22 protein-coding genes and 1 tRNA gene are annotated in these 18,757 nt (G+C 54.4%); 5 read left to right on the top strand and 18 right to left on the bottom strand.

Annotated features, from left to right (window positions below; genetic code table 11):
* Positions 1-51: 51 nt before the first annotated feature.
* Positions 52-678: a Crp/Fnr family transcriptional regulator gene (locus ACML7B_RS06390; RefSeq protein ID WP_418539990.1), complete on the bottom strand. Its 627-nt coding sequence runs from the start codon at positions 676-678 to the stop codon at positions 52-54.
* A gap of 121 nt (positions 679-799) precedes the next feature.
* Here ACML7B_RS06390 and ACML7B_RS06385 point away from each other — a divergent pair, with 121 nt between their 5' ends.
* Entirely contained in the window at positions 800-1,462 is a 663-nt protein-coding gene (locus tag ACML7B_RS06385; RefSeq protein ID WP_418539988.1) for an ATP-binding protein, read from the top strand.
* A gap of 21 nt (positions 1,463-1,483) precedes the next feature.
* Here the strand turns inward: ACML7B_RS06385 and ACML7B_RS06380 are convergent, their stop codons facing one another.
* The 3 genes from ACML7B_RS06380 to ACML7B_RS06370 are packed head-to-tail and all read right to left on the bottom strand — an operon-like array spanning position 1,484 to position 4,243.
* On the bottom strand, positions 1,484-2,800 hold the full coding sequence (locus ACML7B_RS06380) for a replication-associated recombination protein A (RefSeq protein WP_418539985.1): 1,317 nt from the start codon (positions 2,798-2,800) through the stop codon (positions 1,484-1,486).
* 20 nt (positions 2,801-2,820) lie between these two features.
* Positions 2,821-3,540, bottom strand: coding sequence for a ThiF family adenylyltransferase (locus ACML7B_RS06375; protein ID WP_418539982.1), 720 nt, complete (start codon positions 3,538-3,540; stop codon positions 2,821-2,823).
* Between the two features lie 16 nt (positions 3,541-3,556).
* Positions 3,557-4,243, bottom strand: coding sequence for a polysaccharide deacetylase family protein (locus ACML7B_RS06370; RefSeq protein ID WP_418539979.1), 687 nt, complete (start codon positions 4,241-4,243; stop codon positions 3,557-3,559).
* Between the two features lie 134 nt (positions 4,244-4,377).
* Here ACML7B_RS06370 and ACML7B_RS06365 point away from each other — a divergent pair, with 134 nt between their 5' ends.
* Positions 4,378-5,772: an MATE family efflux transporter gene (locus tag ACML7B_RS06365; RefSeq protein WP_418539976.1), complete on the top strand. Its 1,395-nt coding sequence runs from the start codon at positions 4,378-4,380 to the stop codon at positions 5,770-5,772.
* Positions 5,773-5,843: 71 nt separating this feature from the next.
* Here the strand turns inward: ACML7B_RS06365 and ACML7B_RS06360 are convergent, their stop codons facing one another.
* Both ACML7B_RS06360 and ACML7B_RS06355 read right to left on the bottom strand, forming a co-directional pair.
* Positions 5,844-6,410 (bottom strand): flavin reductase family protein, encoded by a 567-nt coding sequence (locus ACML7B_RS06360; RefSeq protein WP_418539974.1) that lies wholly within the window; start codon positions 6,408-6,410, stop codon positions 5,844-5,846.
* A gap of 13 nt (positions 6,411-6,423) precedes the next feature.
* Positions 6,424-8,070, bottom strand: a complete 1,647-nt coding sequence (locus tag ACML7B_RS06355; RefSeq protein WP_418539971.1) for a putative manganese-dependent inorganic diphosphatase — start codon at positions 8,068-8,070, stop codon at positions 6,424-6,426.
* 172 nt (positions 8,071-8,242) lie between these two features.
* Between ACML7B_RS06355 and ACML7B_RS06350 the strand changes: the two genes are divergently transcribed.
* A complete protein-coding gene (locus ACML7B_RS06350) occupies positions 8,243-8,965 on the top strand; it encodes a S1 RNA-binding domain-containing protein (protein WP_346708199.1) in 723 nt (240 codons plus the stop codon).
* A 41-nt stretch (positions 8,966-9,006) separates the two neighbouring features.
* Here the strand turns inward: ACML7B_RS06350 and ACML7B_RS06345 are convergent, their stop codons facing one another.
* The 6 genes from ACML7B_RS06345 to ACML7B_RS06320 all read right to left on the bottom strand — a co-directional run bounded on the left by ACML7B_RS06345 (position 9,007) and on the right by ACML7B_RS06320 (position 13,723).
* Entirely contained in the window at positions 9,007-9,435 is a 429-nt protein-coding gene (locus tag ACML7B_RS06345; RefSeq protein ID WP_418539968.1) for a C-GCAxxG-C-C family protein, read from the bottom strand.
* Positions 9,436-9,462: 27 nt separating this feature from the next.
* Positions 9,463-11,373, bottom strand: coding sequence for an NAD(+) synthase (locus ACML7B_RS06340; protein WP_418539965.1), 1,911 nt, complete (start codon positions 11,371-11,373; stop codon positions 9,463-9,465).
* 15 nt (positions 11,374-11,388) lie between these two features.
* Positions 11,389-12,264, bottom strand: coding sequence for an Hsp33 family molecular chaperone HslO (gene hslO, locus ACML7B_RS06335; RefSeq protein WP_418539963.1), 876 nt, complete (start codon positions 12,262-12,264; stop codon positions 11,389-11,391).
* Between the two features lie 18 nt (positions 12,265-12,282).
* Entirely contained in the window at positions 12,283-13,041 is a 759-nt protein-coding gene (locus ACML7B_RS06330; protein WP_106790372.1) for a class I SAM-dependent DNA methyltransferase, read from the bottom strand.
* A gap of 64 nt (positions 13,042-13,105) precedes the next feature.
* Positions 13,106-13,507, bottom strand: coding sequence for a type II toxin-antitoxin system HicB family antitoxin (locus ACML7B_RS06325; protein WP_346708192.1), 402 nt, complete (start codon positions 13,505-13,507; stop codon positions 13,106-13,108).
* A 33-nt stretch (positions 13,508-13,540) separates the two neighbouring features.
* Positions 13,541-13,723 (bottom strand): type II toxin-antitoxin system HicA family toxin, encoded by a 183-nt coding sequence (locus tag ACML7B_RS06320; protein ID WP_346708191.1) that lies wholly within the window; start codon positions 13,721-13,723, stop codon positions 13,541-13,543.
* Positions 13,724-13,868: 145 nt separating this feature from the next.
* On the opposite strand from ACML7B_RS06320, the gene ACML7B_RS06315 reads away from it, so the two are divergent.
* Both ACML7B_RS06315 and ACML7B_RS06310 read left to right on the top strand, forming a co-directional pair.
* Positions 13,869-14,459, top strand: coding sequence for a chromate transporter (locus tag ACML7B_RS06315; protein WP_418539958.1), 591 nt, complete (start codon positions 13,869-13,871; stop codon positions 14,457-14,459).
* On the top strand, positions 14,459-15,034 hold the full coding sequence (locus ACML7B_RS06310; RefSeq protein ID WP_106790370.1) for a chromate transporter: 576 nt from the start codon (positions 14,459-14,461) through the stop codon (positions 15,032-15,034). The genes ACML7B_RS06315 and ACML7B_RS06310 overlap by 1 nt, the downstream gene beginning before the upstream one ends.
* A 266-nt stretch (positions 15,035-15,300) precedes the next feature.
* Here ACML7B_RS06310 and ACML7B_RS06305 read toward each other — a convergent pair.
* The 6 genes from ACML7B_RS06305 to ACML7B_RS06280 all read right to left on the bottom strand — a co-directional run.
* A tRNA-Thr gene (locus ACML7B_RS06305) sits at positions 15,301-15,373 on the bottom strand.
* 81 nt (positions 15,374-15,454) lie between these two features.
* Positions 15,455-16,114: a hypothetical protein gene (locus tag ACML7B_RS06300; protein WP_106790368.1), complete on the bottom strand. Its 660-nt coding sequence runs from the start codon at positions 16,112-16,114 to the stop codon at positions 15,455-15,457.
* 92 nt (positions 16,115-16,206) lie between these two features.
* Positions 16,207-16,515: a helix-turn-helix transcriptional regulator gene (locus tag ACML7B_RS06295; protein ID WP_346708188.1), complete on the bottom strand. Its 309-nt coding sequence runs from the start codon at positions 16,513-16,515 to the stop codon at positions 16,207-16,209.
* The gene (locus ACML7B_RS06290) at positions 16,499-17,056 is read right to left on the bottom strand and encodes an O-acetyl-ADP-ribose deacetylase (protein WP_418539954.1); all 558 of its coding nucleotides are present in this window, start codon (positions 17,054-17,056) and stop codon (positions 16,499-16,501) included. Before ACML7B_RS06290 ends, ACML7B_RS06295 begins: the two co-directional genes overlap by 17 nt.
* 41 nt (positions 17,057-17,097) lie before the next feature.
* On the bottom strand, positions 17,098-18,588 hold the full coding sequence (locus ACML7B_RS06285) for an AAA family ATPase (protein ID WP_418539951.1): 1,491 nt from the start codon (positions 18,586-18,588) through the stop codon (positions 17,098-17,100).
* 24 nt (positions 18,589-18,612) lie between these two features.
* Positions 18,613-18,757, bottom strand: a 145-nt coding sequence (locus ACML7B_RS06280; protein ID WP_418540046.1) for a lecithin retinol acyltransferase family protein, incomplete at its 5' end; no start/stop codon positions are given.

The raw sequence follows: 18,757 nt of genomic DNA, 5'->3' as shown, positions 1-18,757 counted from the left end.
GGTATTCTTTCTATACTCTAGTCCTCATTATACCCTCTGGCCGGCGAAAACTCAAGACAGCAGCCGGAACTCATTTTTCCAGAGATCAATCTTCCCTTCCCGCTTCAGTTTCCCAAGCTCCGCCGACATGGCGCTGCGGTCCACGCACAGGTAATCTGCCAGCTCCTGCCGGTCAAAGGGGATGGAGAAATCCTTCTTTCCCGCCTTCTTTGCCTGATCTGCCAGGTAGGCCAGCAGCTTCTCCCGGGTGGTCCGCCGGGAAATGTGTTTGATTTTTTCATTGAGCGCCACATTCTTTCTGGCCAGTAGATACACCAGATTGCGGATCATCTGCTGATGGGCCGGGCAGCTGTTGGGACAGACCTGCATCAGCTTCTCCATCTGGATCCTCAGAACGCGGCTTTTCTTCGCCGCCACCACGCTGACTGGACTCTTTTGGATCCCCGCGCAGGCAAATGCAGCTCCATAGAGCTCGCCCTCGCCCACCTGCTCCAGGATCCCCCGGTTGCCCCATATATCCTCCTCGACTACCTGGAGACTTCCTTCCAATACAATGCCCAGGTGGTCCGCCGGCTCTTCTTCCCCAAGAAGGATCTGCCCCTTCTCCCACACGGTTTCCCTGCCGTCCATGCAGGCCAGAAGCTTTTTCCTCTCTTCTTCCCCGATCTGATGAAACAAAAAGCAATTCTCCCACGGATTTTTCATTTTTCTCCTTTTTGTTGGAAATCCAACATCCTTTTTCTTTTCATTGTAGTATTCTTTCCCCAGAAAGTCAAAAACACAGAAGGAGGAATCTCATATGATCCGAAAAATCATCCATATAGACCAGGAGAAATGTAACGGCTGCGGCGCCTGCGCCAACGCCTGCCACGAAGGCGCCATCCAGATGGTGGACGGCAAGGCCGCTCTCATCCGGGACGACTACTGCGACGGCCTGGGCGACTGCCTTCCCGCCTGCCCCACCGGCGCCATCACCTTTGAAGACCGGGAGGCGGCAGCCTACGATTATGAAGCCGTGCAGAAACATCTGGCCGCACAGGGCAAAGTATCCCGGGAAAGCCAGCTCTCCCACCAGGCCAAAGCACCTCAGGAAAGCCAGCTCTCCCAGTGGCCGGTGCAGATCAAGCTGGCGCCCCTTACCGCGCCTTATTTTGACCAGGCTCATCTTCTCATCGCCGCGGACTGTACCGCTTACGCCTACGCAAGCTTCCATCAGGATTTCATCCGCGGGCGGGTCACCCTTATCGGTTGTCCCAAGCTGGACGCCGTGGACTACACGGAGAAGCTGACCCAGATCCTGCGCCAGAACTCTATCAAAAGCCTTACCATCGTGCGCATGGAAGTCCCCTGCTGCAGCGGTCTTGAACATGCCGCAACCCAGGCCCTGAAAGCCAGCGGACGGTTCATCCCCTGGCAGGTGGTGACCATCGGCATCGACGGGCGGATCCTGGAAAATAAATAACAGAAAACAAAAGGGGGGAGATCACTCCCCCTTTAAAAATTCCATCCATGCCTGGATCTCTTTTTCTTTCCCATTGTCCCCAGGCTCATAAAACCTTGTCCCCAGGATCTCGTCCGGCAGGTACTGCTGGCGTACATAGTGATGAGGATAGTCATGGGCGTACTGGTACCCGGTGCTCCGCCCCAGCTTCTTCGCCCCCTGATAATGGCCGTCCCGCAAATGAGCCGGCACCGTAGTCTTATAATTCCTCACATTTTCCATGGCCGCGCTGATGGCGTTGACCGCGGAATTACTCTTGGGCGCCGTGGCCACATAGAGCACCGCCTGGGAAAGGATGATCTGGGCCTCCGGCATCCCCACCCGCTCCACGGCCTGGGCTGCCGCCACCGCCACGGACAATGCCTGGGGATCTGCGTTCCCCACATCCTCAGAAGCGCAGATCATGATCCGCCGGGCGATGAACTTGATATCCTCCCCGGCATAGAGCATTTTCGCCAGATAGTAGACTGCCGCGTCCGGGTCTGACCCCCGCATGCTCTTGATAAACGCAGAAATGGTGTCGTAATGCTCATCCCCGCCCTTGTCATAGCGCACCACCCGCTTCTGGATACATTCTGAAGCCACATCCAGGGTGATATGGATCTTCCCGTCCGCCGAGGGCGTGGTGGTTAGAACCGCCAGTTCCACTGCGTTCAGGGCATTCCTTGCGTCCCCGCCTGCCAGGTCCGCCAGGAATTCCACTGTCTCCTCGTCGATCTGGGCGCCGTAGCCTCCCATCCCCTTTTTCTCGTCATAGACCGCCCGGAGGATCAGCTCCCTTACATCCTCCCTGCTCAGGGGATATAGTTCGAAGATCACCGACCGGGACAGCAGCGCCCCGTTCACCTCAAAATAGGGATTCTCCGTGGTGGCGCCGATAAGGATGATGGTCCCGTCCTCCACAAAAGGGAGCAGATAATCCTGCTGCCCCTTGTTGAACCTGTGGATCTCATCTACAAATAGGATGGTCTTACGCTGGTACATGCCAAGGGTCTCCTTCGCCTTCTCTACCACCGCCTCCATGTCCTTCTTCCCCGCCACCGTGGCGTTGATCTGGGTAAACTCCGCGCTGGTGGTGTTGGCGATCACCCGGGCAAGGGTGGTCTTTCCGGTGCCCGGCGGGCCGTAGAAAATGACGGAGCTTAGCTTGTCCGCCTTGATGGCCCGGTACAGTAATTTATCCTTTCCTATAATATGCTGCTGCCCCACCATCTCCTCCAGGGTGGCAGGCCGCAGCCGGGACGCCAGGGGCGCCTCCCGCTCCTGACTCTTTTCTCTGGCATATTCAAACAGATCCATCTTGTCTCTTCCTCCATTTCTCACAGTTCCAGAAGATCCCGGACCACTTCGCCCGCGATCAGAAGCCCCGCCACCGGCGGCACAAAAGAAATGCTTCCCGGAGGCAGCCGTTTCCCCTCATCCTCATCCTCCCCCTTCTCCGGCGTCTGGGGAGGGATGGGCTTCTCTGTGGAATAAAGCACCTTCAGATGTTCGATCCCCCGTTTCTTCAGTTCTCTTCGCATCACCCGGCACAGAGGGCACACGGAAGTCTCACTGAGATCCCCGATCTGAAACAGCTCCCCGTGCAGCTTATTACCGGTTCCCATACTGCTGATCAGAGGGATCTTATACTCCCTGGCCTTCTCCGCCACCGCGATCTTGGCGGACACGGTGTCAATGGCGTCCACAATATAATCCGGCCGTTCTCCAAAGAGAGTGTCTACATTGTCCGGCAGCACGAAGGTCTCCCGGCACTCCACCTGAGTATCCGGGCAAATGTCCCGGATCTTCTCCTTCATCACTTCCGTCTTGTAGCGCCCTACCGTACTTAGAAGGGCGATGGACTGGCGATTGATATTGGAAGGAGCCACCCGGTCGCTGTCCACCAGAGTCAGCCTCCCCACCCCGGCCCTTGCCAGGGCTTCCATACAGTGAGACCCCACGCCTCCTGCCCCCAGCACCATCACATGGCACCGGCGAAGCTTCTGGAACTTCTCCCTTCCCAGCAGTTGTTCTGTTCTGGAAAATACTTCTTCCATTCTCTTCTCCTCTTCTCTATGGGATCAGCAGTTCATCCACTCTTACAAAATCAAACCCTTCCGCCAGAAGCCGGTCCACGATCTGCAGGGCCGCCTCCACAGAAGAGTCATAACAGTCATGCAATAGAATCATATCATTTTCCCCGGCCTGCGTCACTACCCGATCCACAATTTCCTCTACATTTTCTGTGGTCCAGTCCAGAGGATCCACCGTCCACATCACCGGGAGCACCGGATAGGTAAGCTCCAGATCCTCCTCCCATTCGCCAAAAGGCGGCCTGAGATAGGCCACATGCTTTCCCGTGATCTCATACACCGCCTCATCTGTCTTCTGGATCTCTCTTCTGGTTTCCTCCGGGGAAAGGCCTTTCAGCTTCACATGGCTGTAGGTGTGATTCCCGATCAGATGTCCCTCTTCCTCCATCCGTTTTACCGCCTCCGGGTATTCTTTCACAGATCTGCCGATCAGGAAAAAGGAAGCTTTCACCCCCCGCTCCTTCAGCCCATCCAGGAGACGCTCCGTATAAGGTCCCGGCCCGTCGTCGAAGGTAAGGGCGATCCTGGGTCCCGGCTCGGAAACCCCTTCCTCCCGGACCGCCTCCCCGCTTACCGGGACTCCTTCCTTCCCGCCAGGCGCCCCCACTGCCAGCGCGAGAAAGACCAGCCAGGCAAACATCCAGATCCCCTCCAGCTTTCCCGACATTTTCAGTCCAGCTCCCTTCCATTCCCCTTGTCACTCCTATCCTATGAAGGAAAAGAAAATCCTATGAAATGCCATTGAAATCCCCTGTTTCCAATGGTATAATAGCCCTTGGCTTTTTACGAGGAGGTTCGATCATGTCAAATACACAAGAACAACAGCTCCCAATGGAAGAAAATAAAATGGGGGTCATGCCTGTCACCAGACTTCTGGTCACCATGTCCCTTCCTATGATGCTGTCCATGCTGGTGCAGGCCCTCTACAACATCGTGGACAGTATGTTCGTAGCACAGTTAAGCGAGGACGCCCTGACCGCGGTCTCTCTGGCATTCCCGGTCCAGTCTCTCATGATCGCCGTGGCTTCCGGAACCGGCGTAGGTATCAATGCCCTGCTCTCCCGGAACCTGGGGGAACGGAATTTTGAAGGCGCCAACAATGCGGCAAGGAACGGGGTGTTCCTGGCCATCGTAAGCTGCATCGTCTTCGCGCTGCTGGGACTTGTGGGCTCCCGTCTCTTTTTCTCCCTTCAGACAGACAATCCGGTGATCCTGGAGTACGGCGTCCAGTATATGTCCATCATCACCCTGTTCTCTGTAGGGATCTTCCTGCAGATCACCTTCGAGCGTCTTCTGCAGTCCACAGGAAGAACTTTTTACAATATGATCACCCAGGGGACCGGCGCCATCATCAATATCATCCTGGACCCTATCATGATCTTCGGTCTCTTTGGCTTTCCCCGTCTGGAGGTTGCCGGCGCTGCCATCGCCACAGTTGTAGGGCAGATCGTGGCTGTGATCATGTCCTTTTGCTTCAACCACTTTAAAAATAAAGAAATTTCTTTAAGCCCCAGGGGATTCCGCCCCCACGGCCGGACCATCCTCTTTATCTATAAGGTAGGGATCCCGTCCATCATCATGCAGTCCATCGGTTCTGTCATGACATTCGGCATGAACAAGATCCTTCTGATGTTCTCTTCCACCGCAGCTGCGGTATTCGGCGTGTACTTCAAGCTCCAGAGCTTTATCTTCATGCCGGTATTCGGCCTTAACAACGGAATGATCCCCATCATCGCCTACAACTACGGGGCAAGGAATAAGCACCGGATCATTGAGACCGCCAGAAAGAGCGTACTGATCGCCGTGTGCATCATGATCCTTGGATTTGCCATATTCCAGATCTTCCCGGCATTTTTCTTAAGCACACTCTTCCGTGCTTCAGAAAACATGCTCTCCATCGGCGTCCCGGCCCTCAAGATCATCAGCATAAGCTTCTTGTTCGCCGGATACTGTATCATCGTGGGCTCCATCTTCCAGGCTCTGGGAAATGGCGTCTACAGCCTGATCATCTCCGCTGCCCGTCAGCTGATCGTGATCCTTCCGGTGGCCTATATCTTCGCCACGGTATTTGGCCTTTCCATGGTATGGTGGGCCATCCCCATCGCCGAGATCGTATCGGTGATCTTATCCACTCTGCTTCTTAAGCGGATCTACCGGAAGGTGATCAAACCCCTGCCGGACCAGGCCACTTCTTAAATCATACAACCGGAAAAAGAGTAAAAAAAGGGAACCGGGCGATCGTGATCGTCTGGTTCCCTCTTAAATTACTATCGTTTCTTTACACTCCACCCGAATCTTCCCAGAGGCTTTCCCATACAAAAGTATTCCCCGTGGGAGTAGGTGATAAGGCCGCTTTGGTTCAGTTCGAACTTGCCGCTCTCCGCAAGATACTCCTCCTCCACCTGGACGGCGGAAACCTCCGCCAGGAACATGTGGTGGGATCCCAGCTCCAGGATCTCCCGTACTTTACATTCAATGTTCACCGGGCTCTCCACAAGGATAGGGGCATAGGCAAGAGTCTTTGCCTTCCCCCGGGTCAGCTTCATTTCCTTCCATTTATCCACATCCGCGCCGGAGCGCACACCGCACCAGTCCGCGGCCCGGCTAAGCCGCTCCGTGGTCAGGTTCACCACGAACTCCCGGCTCTCTTTCAACATATGATAGGAATACCGCTCCGGCCGCACAGAGATATAGAGCATGGCCGGATTGGTGCACACCGTTCCCGTCCAGGCCACCGTCAGAAGGTTGTCCTCCCCTTTTTTGTCCGCCGTACTCACCAGTACCGCAGGCAGGGGATAGAGCATATTTCCCGGCTTCCAGACTTGTTTTCCCATAATCTCTCTCCTCCTACTGCTGCAGCGCCGCCACCAGAGCTGGGATCAGCTGCTTCTTCCGGGACACCACGCCTTTTAACACGATCTTGCCCGTATCGGTAGGCAGGTCAAAGGCATCCAGTATGTACTCCCGGGCGTCCTTGCCGCAGCACAAAAGCTCCGTGGATTCGTCCAGGATGTCCGTCAGCATGAAGTATACCATCTGCAGCTTGTTCTGCTCCATAGCCTTTGGCAGATAATCCTTCAAAAGCTTCTTCATCTCCTGGAGTTCCTCCTGGTTCATAGAGTTGATCTGACCTACGCCAAATACGCTCTCGTTGACGGTAAACTGCTTGAAATCCTGGAAACAGATCTCCTCCGCCGACTTGCCCTTAAGGCTGCTGCCTGCGTTGAACATGGCCCGGGCCAGTTCTTCCAGATTGACCTCCGCAATCTTGGAAAGCTTTTTGGCTGCTTTCTCATCCAGCGCCGTACAGGTGGGAGAACGAAATAACAGAGTATCGGAAACAATGGCCGCGCACAGAAGCCCTGCGGTCACCGGCGGGATCTTCACCCCTGCCTCCTCATACATCTGCCAGACAATGGTGGCCGTACAGCCCACCGGCTGGTTGCGGAAGAACACCGGCCCTATGGTCTCAATATTGCCCAGTCTGTGATGGTCGATGATCTCAATGATCTCCGCCTCTTCGATCCCCTCGATGGCCTGGGACTTCTCATTGTGGTCCACCAGGATCACCCGCTTTTTGCTCACATCCATGAACCGGCGCCGGGAGATGAATCCCTTGAACCGTCCGTGCCGGTCCAGGATGGGGAAATCACGGAATTTCTTCTTGGTCATCACATCCTTGATGTCCTCCACATAGTCGTTCATCCGGAAGGTAGTCAGAGGACCCTTACTCATGAAATGCTTCACCGGGATGCTCTGGTTGATAAGCCTGGCCGCAGTAAAGGTATCGTGAGGCGTCTGGATGATCACAATGCTCTGCTCTTCTGCCTTGCGGATCAACTCTTCCGGCACCTCCGCATTCTGACAGATCACCAGGCAGCTGGCGTCGATATCCACCGCGCAGGCCTGGGCCTCATAGCGGTTCCCCAGGATCACCAGGTCATCTTTCTCAATAAACTCTTCCATCATATCCGGGTTGGAAGCGCCGATGGTCACCTTCCCCTTGGTAAAATACCCATGTTCATTGCCAGTGATCAGCTTTCCGTCCAAGGTCTTGATGATATTCCGGTACTGGGTCCTGGCCTGGGACAGGATCCGGCTGTCGTAGACACCCATATAGGAATTGGCGATATCTCCCGTGGAGATCACACCCACCAGTTCGTCTTCCTTCAGCACCGGCACCGTCTTGATATTCTCTTTCTTCATCTTGGCCCAGGTGTCCTTGATGGATACGTTGGGATCCACGCCCTCGATCTTGTGGATGTCGATATCCTTCACCTGAAGCTTCACGTTCTGCAGAAGGGCCGGGGGCTCCACCCCGAAACGGCCAAGCACGTAGTGAGTCTCCTCATTGATGGGGCCCGCCCGCCTTGCCGTATATTCCTCCCCGGTAATCTTCTTCTTTAATTCCGCGTACGCGATAGCCGAACAAATAGAATCCGTATCCGGATTCTTGTGGCCTACCACATATACTTTACCTGCTTTTTTACCCATAAGATTACTCCCTCGTTAATGTCTTTCATTTAGCTTGCCATCTTTTCCCCGTTTCGTCAACCATATTTTTCCCGGCTTTGCAGATTTTCTTTGAACAAACCGCCACTTTTATGCTATACTGGTAGAAGCATACAGAACGTATGGACACGAATCGAAGAAGGGATGTAGTATTATGAACGAAGAATTATTGCAGGAAGAAACAAAAGTCGCGGAAGACACCGTAGCTGAGGCCGCTGCCCAGACAGAACCTCAGACCATGGCAGACCTGGAGGAGCATTTCGACGATGCCAACCCCTGGAATGTACTGGAATCCTACCTGGAGAAGGGAACCGTCCTTCCCGTCAAGGTAGAGGGGATCGTAAACGGCGGCGCCATCGCCATGGTAGAAGGGATCCGTGGATTCATCCCGGCTTCCAAGCTGTCCTTATCCTATATCGAGAATCTGGAGACCTATCTTCTGAAAGATATCGAGGTCCAGGTCATCGAAGTGGATCAGGCCAACAACCGTCTGGTCCTCTCCGCAAGAGAAATCCTGAAGGAGAAAGAGAAGAAAGCGCGGGAAGAGCGGATCGCCGGCATGAAGGTTGGCACCGTACTTACCGGCAAGGTAGAGAGCCTCCAGAACTACGGCGCTTTCGTTCGTTTTGAGGACGGTCTGTCCGGTCTGGTCCATGTATCTCAGATCAGCCAGAAGCGGGTGAAACTCCCCAAGGACGTGTTAAGCGTAGGCGACGAGGTGAAGGTGAAAGTCATCGGGATCAAAGACGGCAAGATCAGCCTGAGCATGAAGGCTCTGGAAGAAGTGAAAGAAGAGCCGGAAGAAAAGGTAGAGATCCCCAAGTCCGAGAGCATCGGCACCAGCCTGGGAGACCTGTTCAAGAACATCAAACTGTAAATGGATATGAAGAGGACAAGGCAAATGCCTTGTCCTCTTTTTTATCTCTTCTCTTCTTCTATCTTCGCCAGATATTCTTCTGTCAGCCGGGCCGCCGTCTCCACGCAGCGCACGCAGCACTCCAGCGGCTGGGGGCCGTCCTCGGTCTTCAGATCCCTGCAGTACAACGAGCCACGCTCTTTTTGGAAGACTTCCGCCGCCTCCAGAAACTTAGCGTAGGTATCCATCTTGGTAGCATAGGGATCCTCCATATCCCCTGCGCTGTTGGCCAGGCTCAGGGTCAGGAACATACCCATGGCCGCCCCGCAGGTGTCTTTGAGCCCGCCGATCCCAGAGCCAAACCCTTCTGTCATGCGGAACATATCCTGCTCCCTGATCCCCAGATCCTCACAGTAGGTGCAGGCCACCGCCTGACAGCAGTTGTACATCTTCTGAAACCGTTCTGTTGCCTGTTCTTTCTTTCCTTCCATCTTCTTTTGCTCCCTTTCCTTATATTTCTACAGATCTTCCAGATCCGCAAGCCACAGATCCACGCAGGCGTCGCTTGGCATCCGCCAGTCTCCTCTGGGCGACAGAGCCACCGTTCCCACCTTGGGCCCGTCCGGCAGGCAGGACCGCTTGAACTGCTGGGTAAAGAACCGGCGCAGGAAAGTGCGGAGCCATTTTAAAATGGTCTCCTCTTCATACTCTCCCGCAAAGGCCAGCCGGGCAATGCGGTAGATCTTCCTGGGGCTGTATCCGAACCGGAGGAAGTAATACAAGAAGAAATCATGCAACTCGTAAGGTCCCACCAGATCCTCGGTCTTCTGGGCGATCTCCCCGTCTTTGGGAGGCAGAAGCTCCGGGCTCACCGGCGTATCCAGCACGTCATAGAGCACGTCTTTTAGCACCTGATCTCCGCAGGTATCGGCATAATAATGTACCAGATGGCGCACCAGCGTCTTGGGCACTGAGGCGTTGACCCCGTACATGGACATGTGATCTCCGTTGTAGGTGGCCCATCCCAGAGCCAGCTCCGACATGTCCCCGGTCCCAACCACCATGCCGCCGTCTGCGTTGGCGATATCCATCAGCACCTGGGTCCGCTCCCTGGCCTGTGCATTCTCATAGGTGACGCTGTGATCCTCCGGATCGTGTCCGATATCCCGGAAATGCTGCTCCACTGACGCCGCAATGGGCACCTCCCGCAGGGTAGCCCCCAGTTTGCGGGCCATCTCGCAGGCGTTGCGGTAAGTCCGGTCTGTGGTGCCAAAACAGGGCATGGTCACCGCTACGATCTGGCTGCGCTCAAGCCCCAGGGCGTCAAAAGCCTTGGCCGTCACCAGCAGGGCCAGGGTGGAGTCCAGTCCGCCGGAGATCCCCACCACCGCGCTTCTTGCATGGGTGTGGGCCAGCCGCTTCTCCAGACCCTTGGCCTGGATGGTCAGGATCTCCTCACAGCGCTGGTTCCGCTCTCCCTCCTCAGACGGCACGAAAGGCCGGGAGGCAAAGCTTCTGGTAAGGGTTGTCTCCGAAAGTTCCAGGGCAAAGGGAATCCTGGGCAGGATCCGCTCCTTGGCGTTCTGGAAGGTGGTGTTCCTGCGCCGCTCCCCGATCAGGCGTTCCAGATCAATCTCCGTGGTCAGGATCCCTCCCTGGAACCGGGGTGCCTCCGCCAGTACCGTACCGTTCTCAGCGATGATGTTGTGGCCGCCGAATACCAGGTCTGTGGTGGATTCCCCTTCCCCTGCGTTGGCGTACACATACCCGCAGATCAGCCGGGCAGACTGCCCCTCGATCAGGCTTCTCCGGTAAGCCGCCTTGCCGATGGTCTCATCGCTGGCAGAACAGTTGACGATCACAAGGGCTCCCTCCCGGGAAGCCTGGATACTGGGCGGCACCGGAGACCACACATCCTCGCAGATCTCCGCGGAGACCACCAGAGAAGGCAGGCTCTCCGCCTCGTAGAGAAGGCCCGGGCCAAAGGGCACCCGTCTTCCCTCAAACAGGATCTCTCCCGCCCGGGAAGGCCCTTGGCGGAACTGACGCATCTCATAAAATTCTCCGTAGTTTGGCAGAAAACTCTTGGTGGTGAATCCCAGTACCCGGCCCCGGTTCAGTGCCGCCGCCACGTTATAGAGTTCCCCGTTTTCCTCCAGAGGCAGACCCACAAAGACCAGGGCGTCCATATCCCGGGTGGCCTCTCCGATCTCCTTAAGCCCCTGCTTCGCCTGCTCCAGCAGGATCTCCTGGGTAAACAGATCCCCGCAGGTATAACCGGTAAGGCACAACTCCGGGAATACCACTACTTTGGCTCCTTCTTCCACCGCTTTCTCCATCATGCTTTTGATCTGCACCGTATTGTAGGCCACATCCGCCACCCGGATCCCCGGGGTGGCCGCCGCTACTTTGATAAATCCGTCTTTCATCCTTTTCTCTCCCCTCTATCTGCTGTGCTTCAGGATCCGCTTCAGATCTTCCACCGTATACTGATAAGCGGTATTGCAGAAATGACATTTTACCTCGATGTCCTTGCCCTCATCGATCATCTCCTGGATATCCTTCCTGCCGATGCTGGCCACCGCCTGCTCCACCCGCTCCTTGGAGCAGTTACAGTAAAACCGGGTGGACAGCCGGTCCGTCACTTCCAGTCCCACATTTCCCAGCAGGATCTCCAGCAGGTCCTCCGGCAGCTTCCCTTCACTCAGAAGAGAAGTTACAGAAGAGATCTGTTTCAGATTATCCTCGATCTTCTGGATGGTGTCTTCTGTTGCAAAGGGCATCATCTGGATGATGAATCCGCCGGCGCAGCGCACGGTATTGTTCTTCTCCATCAGAACTCCCAGACCCACCGACGAAGGCACCTGCTCGGAGTTGGCAAAATAATAGGTCAGGTCCTCCGCGATCTCGCTGGTCACCAGAATGGTCTGCCCGCTGTAGGGCTCTTTGAGCCCCAGGTCTTTGATCACCTGGAGAAGGCCGATGCCCACGGCTCCGCCCACGTCCAGCTTCCCGTTCTTAGGGGGCAGCATCACGTCCGGATTACCCACATAGCCCTTCACATTGGCGTGGCTGTCCGCCGTCACCGTGATCCCGTTTAAGGGGCCGTCCCCCCGGATCTGCAGGGTCAGCATATCTGTATCATTCTTCATCATACTTCCCATCATGGCTCCCGCCGTCAGCAGACGTCCCAGGGCCGCCGTTGCCACCGGGCTTGTGCCGTGGCGCTGCCTGGCCGTCTCCACCGTCTGTGTGGTCAGGGCGGCAAAGGCTCGCACCTGTCCCTCCGCCGCAGTCGCTCTTACAATATAGTCTTCCATTTTTCCTTCCTGTCCTCCTTATTTTCCAAACTCCCGGGCAGCCACAAGGATCCGCTGGCTGGTATAGGTAGGCGCTTCGTCCGCATAGCCGTCCCACGCCCGCATAAAAGTCATACCGGCCCGCTCCAGCAGCCGTTTTATGCGCTCCAGGGTATAAGCCTTCTGAAAATGGGTTTCCTGATAGCGCCGGTAAAGCTCCGGATCCTCTTCCTCCCGGACAAATAAAGTCAGCTCATACTCATTGATCTCTTCCTCTGGATCATAGTAGTTCTCCCAGATAAAACTACATTCCTCCCGCTCCTCTGCAAAAGTGTTGTCCCCCAGGATCTCCCGGTACTTGTACTCCGTATTAAAGTCAAAAAGAAAAATCCCATGGGGATCCAGATAATTGTTGGCCAGCCGGAACACTTCCAGCAGTTCCTCCTCATCGGTGATATAGTTGATGGAATCACAGACGCTGACGATGGCTCCCACTGTGCCGTAGAGTTCAAATTCCTGCATATCCTGCAGAAGATAGAGAATATCATGACCGCTCACAAGCCGCTTCTCCATGGCAAGCTCCAGCATATCCTCGGAGTTGTCCACCCCGATCATATCGAATCCTGCTTCCGCCAGAAGTTCCGTCATCTTCCCTGTGCCGCAGCCAAGATCCAGGGCCAGGCCTCCGGTAATGCCGTACTGGCGAAGGATCGTCCGGATCCGGTCGGACCAGTCCTCATAAGGGACGTTGTCCATGAAGGTGTCGTAGACTTGGGCAAAACTGGTATATGCTTCCATAGGAGCTCCTTTCTGAGTGGTACTGGGGATATTATAGCACAGAGAGCGCAGAAAAAGAAGATTCCTATTTCGCCTGTGCCATTTTACTTAACGCTTCCTGCAACACCTTCGAACAGCTGATTCCATTTTGTTCCACAAATGTATTCAGCCATGCAGGAATTGTCAACGTTTTCTTTACCGAATTACTTCCGTATTTTGCAGCATATGCATCCATATCCAGGGCAATCAGACTCACAAACTGTCCCTGTTCCACTTCAATATCACTAAGTTGTCTGGCTTCCGGCACTTTTCTTCCGGCTTCCAATTCTGTCAGGATCCATCCACTTGCCGCATCTTCCGCCATAAACACCGCTTCCGCCATATTGTCACCGCCTGTCGCACACCCCAAAAGATCCGGAAACTCCACAGCATATCCGCCAGACCCATCCTCATATGGTGTAAACAAAGCGGGATAAACCAATTTCATAAAATCAACCTCCTCCTTACCAAATACAAAGCACTATAATCCAGCTTGTTTTAAGATTTTCTTTGCAACTGTTGGATTAATATCTTTTCCTCCATGTTCTGGTACAGTTACTTTCCCCAATTTATTTGGATGTTTATATTGATGATGTGAACCAACTTGTTTCACTTCATACCACCCATCTGCTTTGAGAATTTTATCCATTTCTCTGAATCTCATTCGTTCTCTCCTTTTACCATAATAGCACGTGCAATACGTATTGTCGATATTTTTGAGATTATTTTTTATTACCCACCACATTGGATTTTCCTTTTATTTGGTTTAAAATATACTGGTAAACGAACACAGAAAAGAGGAATGCCCTATGGAAAATACAATCTCAGATAAATCCAGACTCTGGACCCTTTTCAAAACTTGCTTTATCATCAGCGCCTGTACCTTCGGAGGCGGCATGGTGATCATCTCTATGCTCCAGAAGAAATTTGTAGAGGAACTCCACTGGATCAGCCAGGACGAAGTCATGGACCTGGTGGCCATCGCCCAGTCCTGTCCCGGCGTGATGGCAGTCAACACTTCTATCATCATCGGATACCACATCGCCGGAGTAGCAGGCGCCCTTCTGACAGTGACAGGCACCATCCTGCCTCCTATGATCATCCTCACCATCGTCTCCATGTTCTATGTCCAGTTCCGCAGCAATCCGGTGATCGCCCTGCTGTTGAAAGGAATGCAGGCCGGAGTTGCAGCCGTTATGATCAATATGACCATCACCATGGCAGGAAACGTACTGAAAGACAGAGAAGTTTTCTCTCTTCTTATGCTGATCGCCGCCTCCGTCGCAGCCATCTTCTTCGGTGTTGATATTATCCTGATCCTGCTGGTCTGCGGCGTTGCCGGAGGAATCTACTCCTGGCGGAAACGCAAAGAGGTTCCTGTTGGAAAGGAGGAAGACTAATGCTCTATCTCCAGTTATTCAAAACCTTTTTCCTTATCGGCCTCTTCAGCTTTGGCGGCGGCCTTGCCTCCATGGAACTGATCCGCAGCCGTGTAGTCACACAGCAGCACTGGCTTACCAACACAGAATTTACGGACATCATCTCCATTTCCGAGATGACTCCCGGTCCCCTGGGGATCAATATCGCTTCCTTCGTAGGCACCCGGACCGCCGGGATCCCCGGCACGGTGATCGCCACCTGCGCCTATGTCCTTCCTGCCGTGATCATCGTGATGATCCTTGCGAAGCTTTATTACAAATATAGGAACTTAAGCAGCGTCCACGGAGTTCTGAACGGGCTTCATCCGGCTGTGGCTGCCATGGTCCTGGCCGCCGCGGTAAAACTGGTCAGCACCGCGTGGTGGAACGGGCTGGAACATTTCAGCCTGCCGGACACTGACTGGATCGCCGTCCCCATCACTCTTGTCTTCCTGGTTTTACTCCGAAAGAAAAAGATCGGACCGGTACAGGCGATCCTGACAAGCGGCGTTGTAGGCGCTGTGTTCTATGGCCTGTTTCAAGTACCTGTGGTATAAAAATACAACTTTAAAGGGAGCTGCTGCCGCAGCTCCCCAGTCCCAACATGCCATGCCTATATTACAGCCATGAGGATAACCTCCGGCCAATCAGCTTAACACCAACCTTTTTCATGGATTTCAACATATCTCTATGTCTGAACAAACGTTTCTTCCTCACCAAAGACGATTCAAGGACAAAATCGTTGACCGTTCCCAAAGCACCGTTCACCGACAAACGAAAACACAAAACTGCGGGGCGCTGCCGTGCGCCATACATTTCCCGGTTCTAAAGACAGGATTCGAACCTGCGACATCATGATCACTAGTCATGTGTGCTACCTGCTGCACCACTTTAGAATTTGGTCCTTTTCTCTCGTAACGTAACCCTGTTACAGGGAAGCTGAGTCTGAGGTTTTCGTAATACAGGCTGCCCTCTTATCACACCTCGATAAACGTTGTGGCGTTGGACACTTTGATCTGGGTATCCAGCTCCCTCAGAAGGGTATTGCGCTTTTCCTCCAGATCTTCGATCTTCTTCTCCACCTTCAGCGGATCCACCAGTTCTGTAGTGTTCTCCTTGACATAGGCTTCCACTACGCCCAGCGGCTTCTCATCCTTCGTCTTTGCATCCCGTCCCAGAATGCTCAGTCTCATATTCTCAGCGGTGGTCTGCAGCTGGCTGTTCTTCATGTCACAGAAACGGACCCGCTCCTCATACTCACTGCGCAGTTTCTTCTGCAGATTCCCTTCGAAATCCGCCTCCTCCTCATAGACTCCAAGCCCCCGGAGACGGCTTCTCAGCGAGATCGCCCCCGCAACTGTAAATGTTCCGTAGGAAGTCTTCACTTCCGTCCTGGCATTGGAATCCACAATGGCCGCGTCGATCTTCTGATATCTTGCGATCAGATCCGTGATCTGCTGATAGGCCGCCTTCGCCTCTTTGGTAAACTCCGCTTTCTCAACCCGCCTGGCGTAAACCTTATCCTCATTGGGCCGGATCGTATCCACGAAATTCGCCTTCGCGATCTTATCCCCGATCTTCTTTACCAGCAGATCCCTCTCATCCAGTGCCTGCGTTACCAGCATCTTCTCGCTCATAGAAAGCCCTCCTCCTTGAAATGATCTGTTATCATTTTAAGGGAGTTCTTCCGGTTTGTCATTGAACTTGTAGTATAATTCTACAGCCCCATTTAAGCTGCCCGCAGTTCCTGCAGCGCCGCGCAGTATGCCTGCAGCCTCTGGCGCTGCCGGTCTTCCAGGCCGGCAGATTCCCTGCGGCGGTTCCCGCGCACGATCTCATCCATGGGCAGCTGAAACAGCTCACTTAAAGCATACAGATTATCCACCGTGGGCATGCTGATCCCGTTCAGCCAGTGGTAGACACTCTGAACGCTTCCCAGTCCCAGATACTGCTGGATATCTCTGACCGTAAGCTCCCGCTCCTCCATAAGCCTGCGCAGATGGATCCCGGTTTTTCTCTTGTCAATGATTGGATACATGCTTCTCCCTTCCGGCGATGGCCGCCTCGTACACCTGCCAGGTCCTGTCGTCAAACAGCACCCACTCCACCAGTTCCAGCGCTCCCGGATGAGCAGCCGTGAATTCCGCCGCCGTCTCCACCGCGATCCGGGCAGCCTCCTCCACCGGGAAATGATAGATCCCTGTGGAAATAGAGGGAAAGGCGATCCGCTTTACTCCGTTTTCTACTGCCAGGGTCAGGCAGGACCGGTAACAGGAAGCAAGGAGCTTTCGCTCATCATGATCGCCGCCCCGCCAGATGGGACCGGGGGTGTGGATTACATACTTGCAGGGCAGATCATAGGCCCCGGTGATCTTTGCCTCCCCTGTGGCACAGCCGTGAAGTCCCCGGCATTCTTCCAGAAGCTTTGGCCCTGCAGCCCGGTGGATGGCTCCGTCTACACCACCGCCTCCCAGGAGACTGGTGTTGGCCGCGTTTACAATGGCCTCCACATCCCGGATTTTCGTGATATCTCCCCGGACAGCCCGGAAGATCTCTTCTATCTTGATCTCATGTTTCATACCGCTCCTCCTTTCCGCCTTATCCATTTCTTATCTTTCTATTAAAGCAACAGGTTTCGCACCATAGTTTCGTCAAACACCACCGACTTCACATGATCTGCCTCGATCTGGTACAGGGCGTTGGCCGCCAGGTGCTCCGCCGCCTGCTCCAGATCCCGGATCCCGCTGGTATTCCTGTGAAGATCGATCACTGCTTCCAGACCGTCTTCTGTCAGGCTGCACTCTTCTTTCTCCATACCGATCCGCCTAAGTACTTTGGGAAGGGCATACTCAGAGAAGATCACCTTCTTCTCCTCCGGGGTATAGTCCGGGATCTCGATCACCGCAAACCGGGACATCAAAGGCGCGCTGATCTGCTCCCTGTCATTGGCGGTGGCGATGGGATAGACGCCCCCGGTGGGGATCATACACTCGATATAATTGTCGGTAAATCCCAGATTGTCCAGAAGGGTCAAAAGCACATCCGCAGGATTGCCGTTCCCTTTCCCTGCGGCAGCCTTGTCCAGCTCATTGATGATAAACACAAGGTTGGACTCTCCCGCCATGGAAAATGCCTCCATAATGATTCCCGGCTTGGCGTTGGCGTAGATCCGGGAACTTCCGGTAAGCTGCTCCGGGTCATTGATGGAACTCATATCCAGGGTGGTCCAGGGCAGCTTCAGGATCCGGGCCACCGCATAGGCGATCTGGGATTTCCCCGTTCCCGCCGGTCCGATCAGAAGGATCCCGTAAGCCGGAAGGGTATGGGTCCGGTTAATCTGGATAATAGTCTCGATGATCCGCTGCTTTACCTGCTCCATACCATAAAGCTCCTCATCCAGGATACGCCGGGCTTCCACCGGATCCACCGGCGGAAAATAATTCCCCTTCCACTGGATATTCATCATAATAGACAGCGCCCGCTGAGCGTGGCGCTTCTCCTCCGCGGAAACCTCACTGGACCGGGCCACCGCCAGATTCCGTCTGGCCCAGAGCCGGATATTATCCGGCAGAGTCCGCCCCGCACAGTTCATGAAATCAGTAATACTCTGGATACTGGTAAGCTTCATGCTGTCCCCTGCTTCCTCTGCTTCCTCGTCCGGAACCTCCGGAGAAGGCGCGTCGCTGGAGAGAAGCCGTTCGATCATAAACTGGAGAAATCCGTCCTCCGCGGAAAGCTTACCGCCCCAGCCAAAAGCAATCTCCCGGATCTTGTACACTGCGTATCCATCCTCCCGGGGCGCTCCCGAGAGCCGTACATTGATGTGATTCTCCCCCAGCCACTTCAGCAGGCTGACAAAACGGGCGTCGATCTTAAGAATATCCACGCTGCTCATGCTTCCGCCTTCTTCCTCCTTGAACTCAAAGGCTGTCCTGCGGATGGGATTGGTAAATACGCCGGCAGAGTGATGTTTCAGTTTCCCCTCCCGGTTGTCCAGCACCAGCATGGGATGCTCCGGAGAAGCCTCCGGTTCGCTGGAATAAAAGATCTCATAGGTACACTCCGGCTCCCTGGATGGTTCCGGTGAATTATTAAAGTCAAATACTGGCATGATCATGATTCCTTTCTTTTGTTCTTATACGTAGTGCCATACCGGCATTCTCAGGAATACCGACAGATATTTCATCTTATTTTTCACCTGGTAGGACTCTGAGATGTTGGTCTTGCTCCAGATGGCAAAATGCTCGCAGTTGTTAAACAGAAGATGGTATCTGTCCTCC

Origin of the sequence: Massilistercora timonensis, assembly GCF_048354975.1 — a bacterium.
GTDB classification, from domain to species: Bacteria; Bacillota; Clostridia; order Lachnospirales; family Lachnospiraceae; genus Massilistercora; species Massilistercora timonensis.
This window is presented reverse-complemented; position numbering and strand designations above follow the sequence as displayed.

Excerpts from the sequence above, each read along its gene's own strand:
- ACML7B_RS06385 (WP_418539988.1), top strand. The coding sequence starts at position 800 with ATGATCCGAAAAATCATCCATATAGACCAGGAGAAATGTAACGGCTGC.
- ACML7B_RS06380 (WP_418539985.1), bottom strand. The coding sequence starts at position 2,800 with ATGGATCTGTTTGAATATGCCAGAGAAAAGAGTCAGGAGCGGGAGGCG.
- ACML7B_RS06375 (WP_418539982.1), bottom strand. The coding sequence starts at position 3,540 with ATGGAAGAAGTATTTTCCAGAACAGAACAACTGCTGGGAAGGGAGAAG.
- ACML7B_RS06370 (WP_418539979.1), bottom strand. The coding sequence starts at position 4,243 with ATGTCGGGAAAGCTGGAGGGGATCTGGATGTTTGCCTGGCTGGTCTTT.
- ACML7B_RS06365 (WP_418539976.1), top strand. The coding sequence starts at position 4,378 with ATGTCAAATACACAAGAACAACAGCTCCCAATGGAAGAAAATAAAATG.
- ACML7B_RS06360 (WP_418539974.1), bottom strand. The coding sequence starts at position 6,410 with ATGGGAAAACAAGTCTGGAAGCCGGGAAATATGCTCTATCCCCTGCCT.
- ACML7B_RS06355 (WP_418539971.1), bottom strand. The coding sequence starts at position 8,070 with ATGGGTAAAAAAGCAGGTAAAGTATATGTGGTAGGCCACAAGAATCCG.
- ACML7B_RS06350 (WP_346708199.1), top strand. The coding sequence starts at position 8,243 with ATGAACGAAGAATTATTGCAGGAAGAAACAAAAGTCGCGGAAGACACC.
- ACML7B_RS06345 (WP_418539968.1), bottom strand. The coding sequence starts at position 9,435 with ATGGAAGGAAAGAAAGAACAGGCAACAGAACGGTTTCAGAAGATGTAC.
- ACML7B_RS06340 (WP_418539965.1), bottom strand. The coding sequence starts at position 11,373 with ATGAAAGACGGATTTATCAAAGTAGCGGCGGCCACCCCGGGGATCCGG.
- hslO (WP_418539963.1), bottom strand. The coding sequence starts at position 12,264 with ATGGAAGACTATATTGTAAGAGCGACTGCGGCGGAGGGACAGGTGCGA.
- ACML7B_RS06330 (WP_106790372.1), bottom strand. The coding sequence starts at position 13,041 with ATGGAAGCATATACCAGTTTTGCCCAAGTCTACGACACCTTCATGGAC.
- ACML7B_RS06325 (WP_346708192.1), bottom strand. The coding sequence starts at position 13,507 with ATGAAATTGGTTTATCCCGCTTTGTTTACACCATATGAGGATGGGTCT.
- ACML7B_RS06320 (WP_346708191.1), bottom strand. The coding sequence starts at position 13,723 with ATGAGATTCAGAGAAATGGATAAAATTCTCAAAGCAGATGGGTGGTAT.
- ACML7B_RS06315 (WP_418539958.1), top strand. The coding sequence starts at position 13,869 with ATGGAAAATACAATCTCAGATAAATCCAGACTCTGGACCCTTTTCAAA.
- ACML7B_RS06310 (WP_106790370.1), top strand. The coding sequence starts at position 14,459 with ATGCTCTATCTCCAGTTATTCAAAACCTTTTTCCTTATCGGCCTCTTC.
- ACML7B_RS06300 (WP_106790368.1), bottom strand. The coding sequence starts at position 16,114 with ATGAGCGAGAAGATGCTGGTAACGCAGGCACTGGATGAGAGGGATCTG.
- ACML7B_RS06295 (WP_346708188.1), bottom strand. The coding sequence starts at position 16,515 with ATGTATCCAATCATTGACAAGAGAAAAACCGGGATCCATCTGCGCAGG.
- ACML7B_RS06290 (WP_418539954.1), bottom strand. The coding sequence starts at position 17,056 with ATGAAACATGAGATCAAGATAGAAGAGATCTTCCGGGCTGTCCGGGGA.
- ACML7B_RS06285 (WP_418539951.1), bottom strand. The coding sequence starts at position 18,588 with ATGCCAGTATTTGACTTTAATAATTCACCGGAACCATCCAGGGAGCCG.